The 17679-nt window shown below is 73.4% G+C and carries 12 protein-coding genes; 6 read left to right on the forward strand and 6 right to left on the reverse strand.

Translation table 11 applies throughout. The features are described 5' to 3' along the window. Positions 1-28: 28 nt before the first annotated feature. Positions 29-3568 carry a transcription-repair coupling factor gene (gene mfd / locus ACTVZO_RS18010; protein ID WP_443299358.1) on the reverse strand — a complete coding sequence of 1180 codons (3540 nt, stop codon included), beginning with the start codon at positions 3566-3568 and terminating at the stop codon, positions 29-31. Between the two features lie 131 nt (positions 3569-3699). On the opposite strand from mfd, the gene ACTVZO_RS18015 reads away from it, so the two are divergent. Both ACTVZO_RS18015 and ACTVZO_RS18020 read left to right on the forward strand, forming a co-directional pair. Continuing rightward, entirely contained in the window at positions 3700-3831 is a 132-nt protein-coding gene (locus ACTVZO_RS18015) for a hypothetical protein (RefSeq protein ID WP_443299359.1), read from the forward strand. Positions 3832-3854: 23 nt separating this feature from the next. Then, complete coding sequence (locus tag ACTVZO_RS18020) at positions 3855-5276, forward strand: DUF2079 domain-containing protein (RefSeq protein WP_443299360.1); 1422 nt, start codon at positions 3855-3857, stop codon at positions 5274-5276. Between the two features lie 76 nt (positions 5277-5352). On the opposite strand, the gene ACTVZO_RS18025 is transcribed toward ACTVZO_RS18020, so the two are convergent. Then, positions 5353-7881 carry an FtsX-like permease family protein gene (locus tag ACTVZO_RS18025; protein ID WP_443303206.1) on the reverse strand — a complete coding sequence of 843 codons (2529 nt, stop codon included), beginning with the start codon at positions 7879-7881 and terminating at the stop codon, positions 5353-5355. A 53-nt stretch (positions 7882-7934) separates the two neighbouring features. Beyond that, on the reverse strand, positions 7935-8711 hold the full coding sequence (locus tag ACTVZO_RS18030; protein ID WP_251063796.1) for an ABC transporter ATP-binding protein: 777 nt from the start codon (positions 8709-8711) through the stop codon (positions 7935-7937). Between the two features lie 365 nt (positions 8712-9076). Between ACTVZO_RS18030 and ACTVZO_RS18035 the strand changes: the two genes are divergently transcribed. Together ACTVZO_RS18035 and ACTVZO_RS18040 are read left to right on the forward strand one after the other, a co-directional pair. Beyond that, on the forward strand, positions 9077-10759 hold the full coding sequence (locus tag ACTVZO_RS18035; RefSeq protein ID WP_443299361.1) for an MFS transporter: 1683 nt from the start codon (positions 9077-9079) through the stop codon (positions 10757-10759). Between the two features lie 82 nt (positions 10760-10841). Beyond that, positions 10842-11708 carry a hypothetical protein gene (locus tag ACTVZO_RS18040; protein WP_443299362.1) on the forward strand — a complete coding sequence of 289 codons (867 nt, stop codon included), beginning with the start codon at positions 10842-10844 and terminating at the stop codon, positions 11706-11708. Positions 11709-11833: 125 nt separating this feature from the next. Here the strand turns inward: ACTVZO_RS18040 and ACTVZO_RS18045 are convergent, their stop codons facing one another. The 3 genes from ACTVZO_RS18045 to ACTVZO_RS18055 all read right to left on the reverse strand — a co-directional run bounded on the left by ACTVZO_RS18045 (position 11834) and on the right by ACTVZO_RS18055 (position 16304). Next, positions 11834-12706, reverse strand: coding sequence for a cellulose-binding protein (locus ACTVZO_RS18045; RefSeq protein WP_443299363.1), 873 nt, complete (start codon positions 12704-12706; stop codon positions 11834-11836). 123 nt (positions 12707-12829) lie between these two features. Further along, a complete protein-coding gene (locus tag ACTVZO_RS18050; protein WP_443299364.1) occupies positions 12830-15289 on the reverse strand; it encodes an SUKH-4 family immunity protein in 2460 nt (819 codons plus the stop codon). 7 nt (positions 15290-15296) lie between these two features. Further along, positions 15297-16304, reverse strand: a complete 1008-nt coding sequence (locus ACTVZO_RS18055; protein WP_443299365.1) for an SMI1/KNR4 family protein — start codon at positions 16302-16304, stop codon at positions 15297-15299. A gap of 230 nt (positions 16305-16534) precedes the next feature. On the opposite strand from ACTVZO_RS18055, the gene ACTVZO_RS18060 reads away from it, so the two are divergent. Further along, positions 16535-17140, forward strand: a complete 606-nt coding sequence (locus ACTVZO_RS18060) for a YwqJ-related putative deaminase (protein ID WP_443299366.1) — start codon at positions 16535-16537, stop codon at positions 17138-17140. 2 nt (positions 17141-17142) lie between these two features. Further along, positions 17143-17652 (forward strand): SUKH-3 domain-containing protein, encoded by a 510-nt coding sequence (locus tag ACTVZO_RS18065; RefSeq protein WP_443299367.1) that lies wholly within the window; start codon positions 17143-17145, stop codon positions 17650-17652. The last annotated feature ends 27 nt before the right edge of the window (positions 17653-17679 follow it).

The following is a 17679-nucleotide window of genomic DNA, read 5'->3' on the forward strand; positions in this document are numbered from 1 at the left end:
GGCGCCCCGCCTTCGCGCGGGGCGGCGGCTACGACCCGAGGATCGTGGTGAGGAACTCCCCCGTCCAGGCCAGCAGTTCCCGCCCGACCAGCGGCTTCCCGCCGACCCGGGCGGTCTTCGGGCGCGGGATGAGGACCTGCGAGGTGGCGGGCTTGAGCACCGCCCCCGGGTAGAGCCGCTTGAGGCGCAGCTCCTGCGACTCGCGCAACTCCACCGGCCCGAAGCGGATGTTGGCGCCCTGCAGGGTGATGTCGGCGACCCCGCAGGCGCGGGCGAGCATCCGCAGTCCGGCCACCAGCAGCAGGTTCTCCACGGGCTCCGGCAGCTTGCCGTAGCGGTCGGTGAGCTCCTCCCGCACGGCCTTGACGTCCGCCTCGGAGTTGGCCGACGCGATGGACCGGTACGCCTGGAGCCGCAGCCGCTCGCCCGGCGCGTAGTCGTGCGGGACGTGCGCGTCCACCGGCAGCTCGATCTTCACCTCGAGCGGCGGCTCCTCCTCCACCCCGCCTTCGACGGCGGCCCGGTAGTCGGCAACGGCCTCGCCGACCATCCGGATGTACAGGTCGAAGCCGACGCCCGCGATGTGGCCGGACTGCTCGCCGCCGAGCAGGTTGCCCGCGCCGCGGATCTCCAGGTCCTTCATGGCCACGTACATGCCCGCGCCCATCTCGGTGTGCTGGGCGATCGTCGCGAGCCGCTCGTGGGCGGTCTCGGTGAGCGGCTTCTCCGGCGGGTAGAGGAAGTACGCGTAGCCGCGCTCGCGGCCCCGGCCCACGCGGCCGCGCAGCTGGTGCAGCTGGCTCAGGCCGAAGTTGTCGCCGCGCTCCACGATCAGGGTGTTCGCGTTGGAGATGTCGATGCCGGACTCGACGATCGTCGTCGAGACGAGCACGTCGAACTTCTTCTCCCAGAAGTCCACCACGACCTGTTCCAGGGCCTGTTCGGACATCTGGCCGTGCGCCGTCGCGATCCGCGCCTCGGGAACGATCTCGCGGAGCTTGGCGGCGGCCCGGTCGATGGACTCGACCCGGTTGTGGATGTAGAAGCACTGGCCCTCGCGCAGCAGTTCACGGCGGATGGCCGCGCCGATCTGCTTCTCCTCGTACGGGCCGACGAAGGTGAGCACCGGGTGCCGCTCCTCCGGCGGGGTGGTGATCGTCGACATCTCGCGGATGCCGGTCACCGCCATCTCCAGGGTGCGCGGGATCGGGGTCGCGGACATGGTGAGCACGTCGACGTTGGCGCGCAGCTTCTTCAGCTGCTCCTTGTGCTCGACGCCGAAGCGCTGCTCCTCGTCGACGATGACCAGGCCCAGGTCCTTGAACCTCGTCTCCTGCGAGAACAGCCGGTGGGTGCCGATGACCACGTCGACCGAGCCCTCGCGCAGGCCCTCCAGGGTGGCCTTGGACTCGCTGTCGCTCTGGAACCGCGACAGGGCCTTCACCTTCACCGGGAACTGGCTGTAGCGCTCGGAGAAGGTGCCGAAGTGCTGCTGCACGAGCAGGGTGGTGGGCACGAGCACGGCGACCTGCTTGCCGTCCTGCACCGCCTTGAACGCCGCCCGGACGGCGATCTCGGTCTTTCCGTAGCCGACGTCGCCGCAGATCAGCCGGTCCATCGGGACCGACTTCTCCATGTCCTCCTTGACCTCGGCGATCGTGGTGAGCTGGTCGGGCGTCTCCGCGTACGGGAAGGCGTCCTCCAGCTCGCGCTGCCAGGGGGTGTCGGGGCCGAAGACGTGGCCGGGGGCCGCCATGCGCGCGCTGTAGAGCTTGATGAGGTCGCCGGCGATCTCCTTGACCGCCTTCTTGGCCCGCGCCTTGGTCTTGGTCCAGTCGGCGCCGCCGAGCCGGTGCAGGGTCGGGGCCTCCCCGCCGACGTACTTGGTGACCTGCTCCAGCTGGTCGGTGGGGATGTAGAGGCGGTCGCCGGGCTGGCCGCGCTTGGCGGGCGCGTACTCGACGAGGAGGTACTCGCGGGTCGCGCCCTGGACGGTGCGCTGCACCATCTCGACGTAGCGGCCGACGCCGTGCTGCTCGTGGACGATGTAGTCGCCGGCCTCCAGGGTCAGCGGGTCGATCGTCTTGCGCCGGCGGGTCGGCATCCGGCCGAGGTCCTTGGTGGCGGTGCGCTGCCCGGTGAGGTCGGTCTCGGTCAGTACCGCGATCTTCAGGGCCGGGTCGACGAATCCGGTCTCGACCGAGCCGCAGGAGACGTGGACGATCGACGGCTCCAGGGTGCGCAGCTCGGCCTCCAGCCGGGCCGGGATGCCCTCGCCGCCGAGCACCTCGACGGTGCGGGCGGCCGGGCCGTGCCCTTCGGTGAGGTAGACGGTGTGCCAGCCCTCGGCGATCCAGCCCTTGGTGTCGGCGAGGGCGCGGGCGGTGTCGCCGCGGTAGGCCTCGGGGGCGTGCATGCCGAGCTTGAGGGTGTCCCCGCCGGACAGGTCCGCCTCGTCGGCGGCGAACGGGGAGACGGACCACCACATCATGCCGAGCTCGCGGGCGTGGTCGCGTACGTCGGCGATGCCGCGCAGGGAGGCGGCGCCGACGTCGATGGGGGCCTCGCCGCCGCCCGCCGTGGCCGCCCAGGAGGCCATCAGGAACTCCTGGCTGGTCGCGACCAGGTCGGCGGCCCGGGTCCGGACCCGCTCGGGGTCGCAGACGACGGCCATCGCCCCGGCGGGCAGCACGTCGATGAGCAGTTCCATGTCGTCGACCAGGACCGGGGCCAGGGACTCCATGCCCTCGACGGCGATCCCCTCGGCGATCTTGTTCAGCAGCTCGCCGAGCTCGGGGTGGGCCTCGGCGAGGGCCGCGGCCCGCTCCCGCACCTCGTCGGTGAGCAGCAGCTCGCGGCAGGGCGGGGCCCACAGCCCGTGCTCGGCGATCTCCAGGGAGCGCTGGTCGGCGACCTTGAAGTAACGGATCTCCTCGACCTCGTCGCCCCAGAACTCGATGCGCAGGGGGTGTTCCTCCGTGGGCGGGAAGACGTCGAGGATGCCGCCGCGCACGGCGAACTCGCCGCGCTTCTCGACGAGCTCCACGCGCGCGTACGCGGCGGCCGCCAGCGCCCGGGTCACCTCGCCGAGGTCGACGCTCTGGCCCTGGCGCAGGGACACGGGCACCAAGTCGCCGAGCCCCTTGACCTGCGGCTGGAGCACGGAGCGGATCGGTGCGACGACCACGGACACGGGCCCGGCGGCCGGGTCGTCCTTGCTCGGGTGCGCGAGGCGGCGCAGGACGGCGATCCGGCGGCCGACGGTGTCGCTGCGGGGGCTGAGCCGTTCGTGCGGGAGCGTCTCCCAGGACGGGTAGTCCACCACCTCGTCGGCCGAGGGCAGCAGCGACCGCAGCGCCGCGGCCAGGTCCTCGGCCTCGCGCCCGGTGGCCGTGACGGCGAGGATGGTCCGCTCGGTCCGCCGGGCCAGCGCCGCGATCGCGAAGGGCCGCGCGGCGGCCGGTCCGACCAGGTCCACGTGCATGCGGTTGCCGTCCCCGGCCGCGGTGACCGCCTCGGCGAGGGCGGGGTCCCGGGTGACGGCGTCGAGCAGTCCGTGCAGGCTCATGAAGGGGCTTTCCGTCCGGTGAGGGTCGAGAAGGGGCAACGCGAAGGGCCCGACACGTCGCACGGGCCGGGGCTCCCCACCCTACGACGGCCCCCTCCCCGACGCGCGGGGGAATCGGGTCACCCGCGGGGGTGACGGAGCCGGTGCCGCCCGGGCCGGCCCTGCCCGTCGGCATCCACCACGGCGTTCTCGCGGGCGGGCTCGTGCTCGTCACCCGGGACGAGCACGTCCCCCTTTACGATGTCGGCGTACTGACCGTCTGAGGTCGCCGAGGGAGCACGAGGCCGTGACGAGCGATGCGATAGCCCGGCCGCCCGAGGCCGAGGCCGGGGCCGGGCCCGTGCGCGGCGGCACGGCGGGCAGGGGCCGGTGGGCCGGGCCGTACGCCGTGGCCGGCGGACTGTTCCTCGTGTACCTCGTGCTGTCCGTCGGCCGGTTCCGGCGGATGGAGTGGGCCTCCTGGGACCTGGGGATCTTCGAGCAGGCCATCCGCGCCTACGCCCACCTCCAGGTGCCCGTCGCGGACCTGAAGGGGCCCGGGGCCAACATCCTCGGGGACCACTTCTCCCCGATCATCGCGCTGATCGCCCCCGTCTACCGGGTCTTCCCCGGCCCCATCACCCTCCTGGTCGCCCAGGCGGCGCTCTTCGCGCTCTCCGCCGTCCCCGTCACCCGTGCGGCCGAACGGCTGCTCGGCCGGCCCCGCGGGCTCGCCCTCGGGATCGCCTACGGGCTGTCCTGGGGCATCCAGCGCGCCGTGGAGTTCGACTTCCACGAGATCGCCTTCGCCGTGCCCCTGCTCGCCTTCTCCCTGGAGGCGCTGCTCGACCGGCGCTGGCGGGCCGCCCTGCTGTGGGGGGTGCCGCTGCTCTTCGTCAAGGAGGACCTGGGCTTCACCCTCGCCGCGCTGGCCGTGGTCGTCGCCTGGCGGGCCATGCCCACCGACCGGCGGGCCGCCTGGACGGCCCTCGGGGTCGCCGCCGGGGCCACGGTCTTCGCGGTCCTCGTGTTCACCGTGTTCATACCGGCCTTCGCCACGGCGGGCTACGGCTACTGGGACAAGATCGACGGCGCGGGCCCCTTCGCCGGGCTCGGCACCAAGCTGGAAACCCTGGCCTGGGTGCTGATCCCCACCTCCGGACTGCTCGCCCTGCGCTCACCGCTGCTACTGGTCGCCGCCCCCACCCTCGGCTGGCGGTTCCTGTCCGGGGACGACCACTACTGGTCCACCGACTGGCACTACAGCGCCGTGCTCATGCCCGTCGTCACCCTCGCCCTGGTCGACGCCATCGACACCGTCCGGCGCGGCGAGCGGCCCTGGCTGCGCTCGTACGCCCTCCAGCTGCCGACCGCCGTCCTCGCCGCGGGCCTCGCCCTGAGCGCGACCAGCCTGCCTACCGAGAAGCTCGCGCAGGCCCGTACGTACGAGAAGCCGGCCCGCGTCACCGCCGTCGAGGAGCTCCTCGCCCGGATCCCGGACGGGGCGACCGTGGAGGCCGACACCGGCCCGCTGACCCGGCTGACCTCCCGCTGCCGGGTGCTCTGGATCGGCGGCAGCAAGGGCGTGGTCCCGGACTGGATCACCATCGACAACTCCTCCAAGTGGGCCGGCGAGGACCCGACCGGCTACGCCCACCAGCTGCATCCGGGCACCCGGTTCACCCTGGTGGGCGAGGCGGAGGGCGTCGTCCTGATGCGCCGCGAGTGACCCGGCGGGGAACGACGCCGGTCCGGGACCCCAAGGCCCCGGACCGGCATACCCCCGTTGACGAACGCGGGCCGTGCTACTCGCTCGCGATCGCGTTCAGAACGTTCATCCGCCCCGCCCGGAAGGCCGGGACCAGCGCGGCGAACAGGCCCACGAAGGCCGAGGCGGCGAACACCCCGAGGATCGTCGGCCACGGGATCTCCAGCACCTTCAGGCCCTCCAGGGCGAGGAGCTGCTGCGCGGTGGCCCCCCAGCCCATGCCCAGCCCCAGGCCGAGCAGGGCGCCGAACAGGGCGATGACCACCGACTCCAGGCGGATCATGCGGCGCAGCTGGCGGCGCGAGAGGCCGATGGCGCGCATCAGGCCGATCTCGCGGGTCCGCTCGACCACCGACAGCGCCAGGGTGTTCACGACACCCAGGACCGCGACGATGATGGCGAGGCCGAGGAGGCCGTAGACCATGTTCAGCAGCTGGCCGACCTGGTCCTTCAGGGCCTGCTTGTAGTCGGCCTGGTTGCGCACCGCGTACTGCGGGTACTCGCCCATGGCCGCCTTGACCGACTTGTACGCGGCCGCGTCGGACTGACCGTCCTTGGCGGTGGCCAGCATCATGAAGGGCAGCGGCATCCGGTCCGCCGGCACGTTCGCCCGGGCGGTCTCGGTGCTGATGTACTTCATGCCCTTGTCGAGGTTGCCCTCGTCGCTGGTGATCGCCGCGACCTTCAGCTTGACCGTGTTGCCGCCGGCGAAGGCGACGGTCATCTCGTCGCCGAGCTTGATGCCGTGCGCGGCGGCGTAGAGGGAGCCGACCGACATGGAGCCCGCGCCGTAGGCGGCCGCGTGCTCGCCGGCCGTCATCTTGCGCCGGATGTCCTTGGCGTACGTCGGGTCGGTCGCGCCGAGGTCGGTCTTCTCGTCGGTGCCGTCGGGCGCGGTGAGCGTGACCTCCAGCTGGCGGTAGGCGGTGACGTGGTCGAGGCCGGCGGTGGCCCGCAGGGCCTGCTCGGCCTGTGGCAGGACGGGCTGGCCCGACTCGGAGGCGACGATGTAGTCGGCGCCCACCGACTTGTCGAGCTCCTCGGTCGCGGAGGCCACCATCGAGGAGCCGACCACCGACAGGCAGGCGACCAGCGCGAGGCCGATCATCAGCGCGGCGGCGGTGGCGCCGGTGCGGCGCGGGTTGCGCAGGGCGTTGCGCTCGGCGAGGCGGCCCACGGACCCGAAGGGCCGCAGGATCACACCGGAGAGCACCCGCACCACGCCCGCGGCGAGCAGCGGGCCGATCACGATGAAGCCGACGAGGGTGAAGACGACGCCCAGGCCCAGCCAGAGGGATCCGGCCGCGGCCTTGTCGGCGGCCCCGGCGAGGTAGAGGGAACCGCCGCCGACGGCGGTGAGGACCAGACCGAGGACGGCCCGGATGCGCCCGGCCTTCTTGTCGCCCGGGGTGCCGGACTCGCGCAGTGCGGCCATCGGGGAGACCTTGCCGGCGCGACGGGCCGGGACGAAGGCGGAGACGACGGTGACGACGATGCCGAGCACGATGCCCACGACGGGGGTGGTCCAGGCGACGGTCAGGTCGTCGGTGGACAGCTGCATGCCCATCTGGCCCATGAGTGCCATCAGGCCGACGGCCAGGCCCACGCCCGCCGCCACACCGAGGACGGAGCCGACCACGCCGAGCAGGAAGGCCTCGAGGACCACGGATTTCAGGACCTGTCCGCTGTCGGCACCGATGGCGCGCATCAGGCCGATCTCGCGGGTGCGCTGGGCGACCAGCATGGAGAAGGTGTTGAAGATCAGGAAGATGCCGACGAGGAAGGCGATGCCGGCGAAGCCGAGCATCGCGTACTTCATGACGTCGAGGAAGGCGCCGACGTCCTTGCGGTTGGCGTCCGCGGCTTCCTTGGCGGTCTGGAGCTTGTAGGCGTCCGCTCCGACGGCGCTCGCGATGTTCGCCTTGAGCTGCTCGTCGCTCACCCCGTCCTTGGCGGTGACGTTGACGTGCGTGAAGGAGTCGGGGGAGCCGAGCAGCGCCTGCTGCGCGGTGGCCGTGTCGAAGTAGACGACGGCCGCGCCCGGGTTGGTCACGGTGAAGGTGGCGATACCGGTGATCTTCGCGCGGATGTCGCCGGTGATGGCGATGGTGCGCAGTTCGTCACCGAGCTTCAGGCCGTGCTTCTTCGCGGTGTCGGCGTCGACCATCACCTCGGTGGGACCGCGCGGCGCCTGACCCGAGGTGATCTTCATGGACTTGAGCTCGTTGTCGCTCCAGTTGCCCGCGATGGTCGGGGCGCCGGTGGTCGAGCCCATGTTCTCGTTCTTGGCGTTGACCACCGTGACGGCCATCGAGACGACGCCGCCCTCGGCGCCCTTGACCCCCTCGGCCTTCCTGACCTGCTCGACGACCGAGCCCGCCAACGTCTCGGGCTTGCCTCGGTCGGGGGTCTCCTCCCCGCTCTCGGCGGTCTTGGGGCTGACCGTCACATCGGAGTTGGTGACGGCGAACAGCTTCTCGAAGGTGGTGTTCATGGTGTCGGTGAACACCAGGGTGCCGCAGACGAAGGCGACCGAGAGCATGACCGCGACGGCGGAGAGCGCCATCCGCCCCTTGTGCGCGACGAAGTTGCGCCGGGAGGTCTTCAGGACGGTGTTGCTCACGAGGTCCGCCCGCGTGCGTCGAAGTCCTTCATGCGGTCGAGGACCTGCTCGGCGGTGGGCCCGTACATCTCGTCGACGATCCGGCCGTCGGCGAGGAAGATGACGCGGTCCGCGTAGGAGGCGGCGACCGGGTCGTGGGTGACCATCACGATGGTCTGGCCGAGCTCGTCCACCGAGCGGCGCAGGAAGCCGAGGACCTCGGCGCCGGCCCGGGAGTCCAGGTTTCCGGTGGGCTCGTCCCCGAAGATGATCTGCGGGCGTGCGGCGAGGGCGCGGGCGACCGCCACGCGCTGCTGCTGGCCGCCGGAGAGCTCGGTCGGGCGGTGCTTGAGACGGCCGGCGAGGCCGACGGTCTCCACGACCCGGTTCAGCCACTCGGCGTCGGGCTTGCGGCCCGCGATGTCCATGGGGAGCGTGATGTTCTCCAGGGCGTTCAGCGTGGGCAGCAGGTTGAACGCCTGGAAGATGAAGCCGATCCGGTCGCGGCGCAGCTGCGTGAGCTTCTTGTCCTTCAGCCCGGTGATCTCGGTGTCGTCGAGGTGGATCTGCCCGCTGGTCACCGTGTCGAGACCGGCGAGGCAGTGCATCAGGGTGGACTTGCCGGAGCCGGAGGGGCCCATGATCGCGGTGAACTGGCCGCGGTGGATGTCCACGTCCACGTCGTCCAGGGCGACGACCCGCGTCTCGCCGGAGCCGTAGGCCTTGACGACCTTCCGCGCCCGGGCCGCGACGGCAGCATGCCCTCCAGTACCCCCGTGCCTGGTTTCGGTCATAGCCGTTGTCACGGTCGTTCTCCTTCTCGGTGTCCTGCCCGGCGTGCTGCTCGGCCGCCGCACGGTGTGCGTGCGGCGCCGCGTCCAAAGTCTGTTGCGGACCGGGCTCCGGCGCGCTGGTGCCCATCGCCGTATCCGCCCGGGGGTTAACCCCACCCCCCGGGGCTTCCGGCCCATGTGAACCAGTTAAAGACGCGCCGCGGACTTTCTCCTCCTCCGCCGGGACGAACGGCCCCTGGGCCGTTGTGCGGAGGGACCCCTAGGGGTTCTCCGTCCTTCGGCGGAGCGGCCATGGGGGATACCGCAGGACAGGGCAGCGGTGAGAAGGTGTTCCCCGCGAGTACGTGCAGGGGGAAGGAATCTCGGTGGGCGCAGCGGAGAGCGCGGCAGGCAGACCGGACGGCATACCCGGCGGAGTCCCGGCCGGCACGGCGAGCAAGACGGGTACGGCGGGTACGGGAGGCACGGGCACCACACCCGGCACGGGCTCCCCGGCCGCCGCGGGCTCCGTGGCCGCCGCGGGCTCCGTGGCCGCCGCGGGCTCCGTGGCGAAGCCGGGGCGGCCGCCCCGCGCCGTGGTCGCCTCGCTGATGCTCGGCACGTCCCTCGTCGCCATCGACAGCACCATCGTCGCCACCGCCGTCCCCCAGATCGTGGGCGACATCGGCGGATTCTCCGTGTTCTCCTGGCTCTTCTCCGGCTACCTGCTCGCCGTCACCGTCACCCTGCCCGTCTACGGGAAGCTGTCCGACTCCTTCGGCCGCAAGCCCATGCTGCTCTTCGGCATCGGCCTGTTCGTCGTCGGCTCGCTGCTGTGCGCGCTCGCCTGGAACATGGCCGCCCTCATCGCGTTCCGGATCGTCCAGGGCCTGGGCGGCGGCGCCCTCCAGGGCACGGTCCAGACACTGGCCGCCGACCTCTACCAGCTCAAGGACCGGCCGAAGATCCAGGCCCGGATGTCCACGGTGTGGGCCACCTCGGCCGTGGCCGGCCCGGCGCTCGGCGGGCTGCTCGCCTCGTACGCCCACTGGCGCTGGATCTTCCTGATCAACCTGCCGCTGGGCGCCCTCGCCCTGTGGATGATCTCGCGTCACCTGAAGGAGCCCGTACGGTCGCCCGGCCGCCGCGGCCCCGTCGACTGGGCGGGGGCCCTGTCGATCTTCGCCTGCGGGGGGCTGCTGCTCTTCGCGCTCGTCCAGGGCGGGGTCGCCTGGCCCTGGCTGTCCGCGCCCTCACTGGCGCTGCTCGGCGCGAGCGCGGTGCTGGCCGCGGTGGTGGTCCGGGTCGAGCGCCGGGCCGAGGAACCGATCCTGCCGGGCTGGGTGTGGCGCCGGCGCACCATCGCCGCCGTCAACCTCGCCATGGGGGCGCTCGGCCTGCTGATGGTCGCCCCGATGGTGTTCATGCCGACGTACGCCCAGTCCGTGCTCGGCCTCGGCCCCATCGGCGCGGGGCTGGTCATGTCCGTGATGACCCTGAGCTGGCCGATCAGCGCCGCGCTCAGCCAGCACCTCTACCGGCGCATCGGATTCCGCCGGACCGCGGCCCTCGGCATGGGCATGGCCGCGGCCATCCTGTTCTCCTTCACCCTGCTCCCGTACCCCGCCCAGCCCTGGCAGCCCGCGCTGATCATGCTGCTGCTGGGCGGCGCCCTCGGCCTGTTCCAGCTCCCGCTGGTCGTCGGGGTCCAGTCCACCGTGGGCTGGGCGGAGCGGGGGACCGCGACCGCCTCGATCCTGTTCTACCGCCAGGTCGGCCAGAGCGTCGGCGCGGCCCTGCTGGCCGCCGTCGCCAACGCCACCATCGCCGCCCGCCTCACGGACGCGCCCGTACCCGGACTGCCCACCGCCCTCGACGACGTGACGAAGGCCCTGGACCAGCCGGGCCTGATCTCGCTGGCCGCGGCCGACTACCTGCGCGAGGCCGTGGCCGCCGCCGTGGACCACATTTTCCTCGGCGCGACGGTCGCGGCCGTGGTCTCCGTGCTGGTGCTGCTGCTGGTGGCGCCGCGCCGGTTCCCGGTGCTGCCCGAGCACGTCGAGGAGTAACCGCCCCGACCGGGCGGCGACTTGTCATGCCCGGGATCAACGGGTTAAGTCGGGGCCAGGACCGTTTCCGGGGGGACGAAACATGGCTTCCGCATTACTCGCACTGCTCCTGCTGGCCGCGCTGGCCGGCCCGCTGCTCCTGCGGCTGCGCCGCAGCCCGGCCTTCGTCACCGGCCGCGACGGCCGGCTCTCCACCTCCACGGCACTGGCCCTGGCCTGGACGGTGATCCTGGTCTGGCTGCTGCTCACCACCCTCGGCTTCGGACTCACCGCGGGCGGGGGCGCCGACTGGTTCCAGGGCGGGCACGGCCCGCTGTCCTCCCTGACGACCGTGTACCTGCCGCTGCTCGGCGGCCCGTACGTGGCCATGATCGCGGCGAAGACGGTGGTCGGCCTGCGCGTCGAGAACGGCAGCCTGGCCAAACCGGCCGCGAAGTCCACGGCATCGGGGCGGCGGCCGCTGCGGGAGCTCATCGCGAACGACAGCGGGCGCACGGACCTGGTCGACCTCCAGTACGTCGCCCTCAGCGCGGTCACGATGCTCTACGTCGTCCTGTTCTTCCTCTCGGACGTCGGCGCCGGACTCCCCCGCCTGCCCTCCGAGATCTGGGCGCTGACGGGCGCGCCGGCCGGGGCGTACCTGGTCAACAAGATGGCCGTGCGCCCGAACCCGGTGATCACGGACGTCACCCTCGCCGAGGGCCGCCTCACGGTCGAGGGCGGCGGCTTCACGTCCCCCGACCCCGCCAGGCCCGGTGCCGCCGCACCCGCCCTCACCGTGAACGGCTCCCCCGTCCCCGCGGAACCCGACCCTGCGACCGGCACCCTCACGGCCCCCCTCCCGGCCACGGCGACACCCCCGTTCACGGTGGTGGTCACCACCCGAGGCCTCCACAGCGACCCCTACCACTACAACCCCCCAGCCCCCTCCAGCCCCACGGGCGTTTGAGGCGTGGGGGTCCCCCCTGACGGAGTCTGGGGGAGGGTCCGGGGCGGAGCCCCGGTCTTCGAGCCGCACCCGGGACGGACCCGAGCCGCGAACCCAGGGCGGAGCCCACCGCGGAGCCCACCGGCTCAGCCCTCGGCAGGAGCCCGTCCCGTCAGCGCCGCAAGGCTCGACCGGACATGGTTCATATGGGCCCGCATCTCCTCCTCCGCCTCCGCATGCTCCCGCAGGACCCGGTCCGTCTCCCGCCCCACCCGCTCCTCCGCCACCCGCGCCTCCGCGACCAGCTCGGCGGCCAGCGCCTCCGCGTCCTCCTGGCCGTGCCGCGCCGCCTCCTCCGTCTCCGCGAAGCCCCGGCGGGCCTCCGCCAGCCGGGACTCGGCGTAGCGTTCCAGCTCGGCGTGGCGCGCCTCCAGCTCCGCCTCCCGCTCCGTCAGCTCCCGCTCGGCCGCCTCCCACCGCTCCCGCTGCTCCTGCTCGCGCTCCGCCAGCTGCGCCTCCGCCCGCCGCCGCGTCTCCGCCAGCCCGGCCTGCGCCTCCGACCGCCACGCCTGCGCGTCCTCCCGGGCCTCCGCCCGCGCGTCGTCCGCCTCGCGCTGCGCCCGCAGCAGCCCCTGCCGGGCGCGGACCTCGGTCTGCTCGCTCACCGCCGCCGCGTCCTGGCGGGCCAGCTCCGCCACCCGTTCCGCGTGCGCCTCGGCCGCGCCCATCGCCTCGGCCGCGTCCACCCGCGCGTCGCCCCGCACGATCCCCGCCTCCTCCTGCGCGAGCAGCAGGATCCGGCGGGCGCGCTCGCTCAGGTCCTCGTACGTCTGGGGAGCCAGCGCGGACACGGCCTCGCGCAGCCGCGCCGCGTCGCCCTCCATCTGCTTCGCCAGGACGGTCAGCCGTGCCACCCGCTCCCAGGCCTCGTCACGGCTGCCGGACAGCCGGGCGAGATACCGGTCGACCTGATCCGCCCGGTAGCCACGGCCGCGCACAGTCGCAATGGGTGCACTCATCCTGGAAGCGCCTCTCTCGCGGGGATTCCTGTCAAGGATGCGTCATTTGCTCCCAGAAGCCTGAATGGCCGGGCCGGGACCCTGTTCGAGGGTCTCGGCCCGGCCATTCAACCGATCATCCGATCAGAGCAGTCCGTCCCACATCTGCTCCAGCAGCACCGACCACCAGCTCTCCGGCGAGGCCAGCGCCGCACTGTCGAGCCCGGCCAGATTCGCCTGGAAATCGACGGTCCAGCGGCCCGCCTGCTCCGGCGTCAGGTGCTGCCTCAGCCGCCACATGTGACCCAGCATCGCCAGGGACCGGGCGAACTGCGGCAGGCTCGAGTTCACGAACTGCGGGGGCACCGGAGCACCGCCCGGGCCGCCCTCCACCGGCACCGCCACGATGTTCGCCGTGCCGTACTGCACGCACAGCGCCTTGCCGAAGTCGCTGCCGATGACGAGGTACGAACCCGCGTCCGACGCCGGCTGTACCTGCCGCTGCGCGGCCAGCTCGGCCAGCGTCGGCACCGGCTGGCCCGGTACCGCCTGCGCCCAGAAGAACGGCCCGAAGTCGACGGGCAGCCCCGACCACATCAGCGTCTGCGCCACCAGCTCCGGCACGCCCTGCCGGGACACGGCCCGCTGGTCGAAGCGGAACACGCCCTGCGGGCCGAACGCACCCGCCAGCTCCTGCCCGATCGCGTCCAGCGGGATCGCCGGCTGGAGCGGGACCTGCGGCAGGGGCGCCCGTACCGGCGCGGGGCGCGCCGGGCCGTCCGCCACCTGGTGCAGCTCGCCCTGGTGGGTGAGCAGATGGCGCATGCCCTGCTGACGGCCCGCGTGGTCCTTGCCGTACGGGGCCACGCTGGTGATCCGCACCTGGGGCCACGTCTCCCGGATCATCCGGGCGCAGTAGCCGCCGGGCAGCTCGCAGGACTCCAGCTCGGTGTGCAGCTCCAGCACCTGCTGCGGCGGCACGTTCATGGCGCGCAGTTCGTACAGGATCTGCCACTCGGGGTGCGGGGTGCCGGGCGCCGACCGGCGGATGAGCTGCTGCTCGGAGCCGTCGGGGGCGCGGTAGCGGAGCACGGCCTGGTAGCCGGGGCCGACCGTGGGCACACCGGTGGGCGCCTGGGGCTGCGGCGCGGGCGCGGCGGGCGCGTTCGGCGGCGGGCCGGGGGGCGCCGGCGGCTGACCCGTCACCGCGGGACCCGCGAGCATCGTCGCGGCATGGTCCAGCCCGCCTCCGGGGGCACCCGGCGGACCGGGAGGCTGCGGCGCACCGGCACCCGGAGCACCGGGCGGACCGGGAGGCGCCGGCGGCTGACCCGTGACGGCCGGACCCGCGAGCATCGTCGCGGCATGGTCCAGCCCGCCACCGGGGGCACCCGGCGGACCGGGAGGCTGCGGCGCACCGGCACCCGGAGCACCGGGCGGACCGGGAGGCGCCGGCGGCTGACCCGTGACGGCCGGACCCGCCAGCATCGTCGCCGCATGGTCGAGGCCGCGCCCGAGCGACCCCGGAGCGCCGGGCGGACCGGGCGGCTGGGGTACGCCGGCACCCGGGGTGCCGGGCGGACCGGGAGGCGCGGGCTGACCCGTCACAGCGGGACCCGCGAGCATCGTCGCCGCATGGTCCAGCCCGCCACCGGGCGCCCCGGGGGCACCGGGCGGACCGGGCGGCGTGGGCGGACCGGGCGGGGTCGACGGCCTGCTCCCGCCGGGCGCGGGCTCGGCGGGCCGGGAGACCCGGGCCTTGCTGGTCGGCGCGTCGGCGATGGAGCCCGCCTCCGGGTCCAGCGCCGGGACGACCGCGGTCCTCGGCAGCCGGCTGCCGCCCGGCATCAGCGTGGTCTTCGCCTCCGGGGCCACCGCCGACGGCGCCGCCTCGTCCAGGTCCGACCCGGACAGCGGCGGCGCGAACACGGTCGCGGGCAGCGGTACGGACGCGTCGTCCGCACCGGAGTTCACATCGGTCCCGGCCCACGGCGTGGACCCGGCCGGCACCCCGTCGTTGGCGGTCGGCTCGTACGGGACCTCGCCCCCGCGGCGCAGCGGCACCGCGTCGACGGACGGCGACACCGCAGCGGGCGCGGCGTCGGCCGCCGGCACGGAAACGGAACCCGAGCCGGAACCCGAGCCGGAGGCCGCGGCCTCCACCAGGTCCGGCGCGGGCACCGGGTCCGGCACCGGCGCGGCCGGGGCCACGGCCACGGCCGGGGGGATCCCCGCCCGGTCCGCCGCCTCCTGCAGCCACTCCGGCGGGCTCAGCATGAACGACGTCTGCTCGGAGTCGATCCGCGGCTGCGGAACCGAAGCCTCCGAAGCCGTGGCGGCAGCCGCGGCCCCGTACTCCTCCTCGTACCGGCGGATCACCTCACCCACCGGCAGCCCGGGCCACAGCGTCACCTCGCCACTGTCCCGTGCGATGACCAGCCGCTGACGGCCGCCACCGGAGACCGGACCGGCCGCGCGGTCCTCGGCCCACACCACGAACCCGAGCCCGAACTCGCGTACCCGCACCTCGCGGTGCTGGTACGCGGGCACGTCACCGTTGATCCATTCCTCGGCGCGCTCCTGCGCCTGCGCGAACGTCACCACCGCGCCGTCACCCCTCATCCGAACCGGCACGGGCACCCGGCCCCGCCACGGGAACCGAGCGTGCGAATCCGCCGTCCACCATCAGACCGGCCACCGTCTCCAGTTCCGGCGGATTGCCCGCCAACCGCTCCAGAAAGGCATCGAAATCACCGCCGCACGGCAGCAACAGCCGCTCCACGCGCTCCTGCACGGACCAGCCGTCCTGATCGCGTGCGTCGTCGTACGGCGAGAACCACACCGAACCGATGCCCTCGCCCTTCACCTTCAGGGCGAGCAGCCCGCCCTGGACGAAGGCCACGCACAGGTAGTCCTTCGTCAGGTGGTCCCGCAGACACTTGTTGACGTAGACGAGGTCGTTGACCGCCGCCTCCTCGCGCACCGTGAAGAACGGCTGGTCCACCAGCAGACCGAGGTCCACGTCGAGCCCCGAGCCGACCGGCGCGCAGCCGCCCGCCGCCTTGAGGAACGAGCGGTACGCCTCCGGCAGCCGGTAGCCGAGGTCCTCCTCGACGCCCTGCACCTGCTCCTCGGTGACCGACACCACGGACTTCGGCAGCCCCAGGTGCGCCGGACGCACCTCCTGCAACGGCCGCGTCCCGCGCTTGGCGTGGTCCACCGGTGCCGTCGCCAGCCCCGCGTGGTGCCGCAGCAGCGCCTTCACCTCGACGGGGACCAGCTCCATGCGGCGCGTACCCGCGACGTGGTGCCAGGTCCAGCCGTGCGGGGTGGCCACGGGGCCGACCGTGTCCCACAGCTCGTGCCCGGAGGCCCGCATCGCCGCGTTCGCGGAGACGCAGTCCGTCAGCCGCAGCTCGTCCACGCCGAAGCCCTCCGGCGGCTCTGCGATCTCCACCGCCGCGCGCGCGTACGCGGAGAAGTCCGGATGCCCGTTGCCGTCCATCCGCACTCCGTGGGGATGCCGAGCGGCCCGGACCGGGTCCGGGAAATGCACGACCTGCCCCGAATAAGCGGCGTTGGGTGGCGCGGCCTGCTGCCCGAGCCGACCTGTCGTCATGGCGGTAGCCCCCTGCTGGATCTGGCTGGTTCACCACAGCCTATGCGCTGGGGCAAGGGGCTCACCCGCGCGCGACCCGCACGCCCGACCGGGAGCCGGGAACATCCGAATTGATACGAATATTCGACCCCGCTTCCGCATGACAGGTGACATTTGGCAGGCTGTCCCCGCGGCACGGGGGCGTGCGCGACAGCGGCCACCACCGCCGCCACGGGAGGGAAAGCACGACCATGCAGAACACGGCGACACGCACGAACCCGGGCGACTCCACCCCGGAGGACGCGGGCACCCCGGACACCCCGGGAGGCCCGGACACCACCGGACCGTCAGGAGCCCCGCCCGAAGCGGGCGGCCCCGCGGGCGATCCCCGCCTGCGCTGGAGCAGCACCGACGGCCGCCCCGCCGCGCCCGTCCTGCGCTTCCGCCGCGACGGCATCCTGCCCACCGTCGCCGCCGCCCTCTCGGTACGCGGAGAGACCCTCACCGGCACCGCCGGCAAGGCCGACCAGCCGCCCGTGCTCCACCCCCTCGTGCAGGACTTCCTCGACACCCTCACGAGCGGCCAGCGCGAACGTTTCACCGGCCGGTGTCCCGAGGCGATCCTGCTCTCCCGCCACCTGGCCGCCGTCGAAGGCGCCCGCTCCCGGCGCGCCTCCCGCAAACCCCTCTCACCGAGCGAGGCCCGCCGCTCCCTCAAGCACGCGAAGATCACCGCCCGCCGCATCCGCGAGGACGGCGACCCCCTGCACGGCAGCTACGCGCCCCCGTGCCGCTCCTGCGAAGCACTCCTCGCCCACTTCGGCGTACGCCCCGTCGACCTCACCCCCTCCGAGTAGCCATGACCACCGCCTCCGCCTCCTACGACCGCTCCTCGGCGACCCGCTTCCCCGCCGCCGTGGACTCCGCCCTGCGCACGGCCGGCTGGGAACCCGGCCGCTGGGACATCAAGCAGGCCGAGTTCTGGGCCGACGCGCTGCGCGACCACACCACCCCCGCAGGGCACCGCCACACCGTCTTCCCCGCGGCCGTCGAGGCCTGGGCCGAGTTCGGCGGCCTCACGGTCGGCGCCCCCGGACCGGGCCGGCAGATAGCGCCCGTCACGGTCCGGCTCGACCCGCTGACCGGCCTGCACCTGGCCCGCACCTTCGCCGATCTGGGCCGCGCGCTGTCGACGCAGCTGTGCCCCCTCGGCACCGAGGCCGACGGGGGCTCCCACCTCGCGCTCGACCGCGAGGGCCGGGTCTACGGCATCGACCACACCGGCGACTGGTACCTCGGCGGAGGCATCGACGAGGCCCTGACCCTGCTCCTCACCGGCCTCCAGCCGACCCGCCTGACGACGGGCTGACGGCGGGGCGACCCCGGGCCGGCCCCG

Source organism: Streptomyces sp. IBSNAI002, from assembly GCF_052244475.1.
GTDB lineage: Bacteria > Actinomycetota > Actinomycetes > Streptomycetales > Streptomycetaceae > Streptomyces.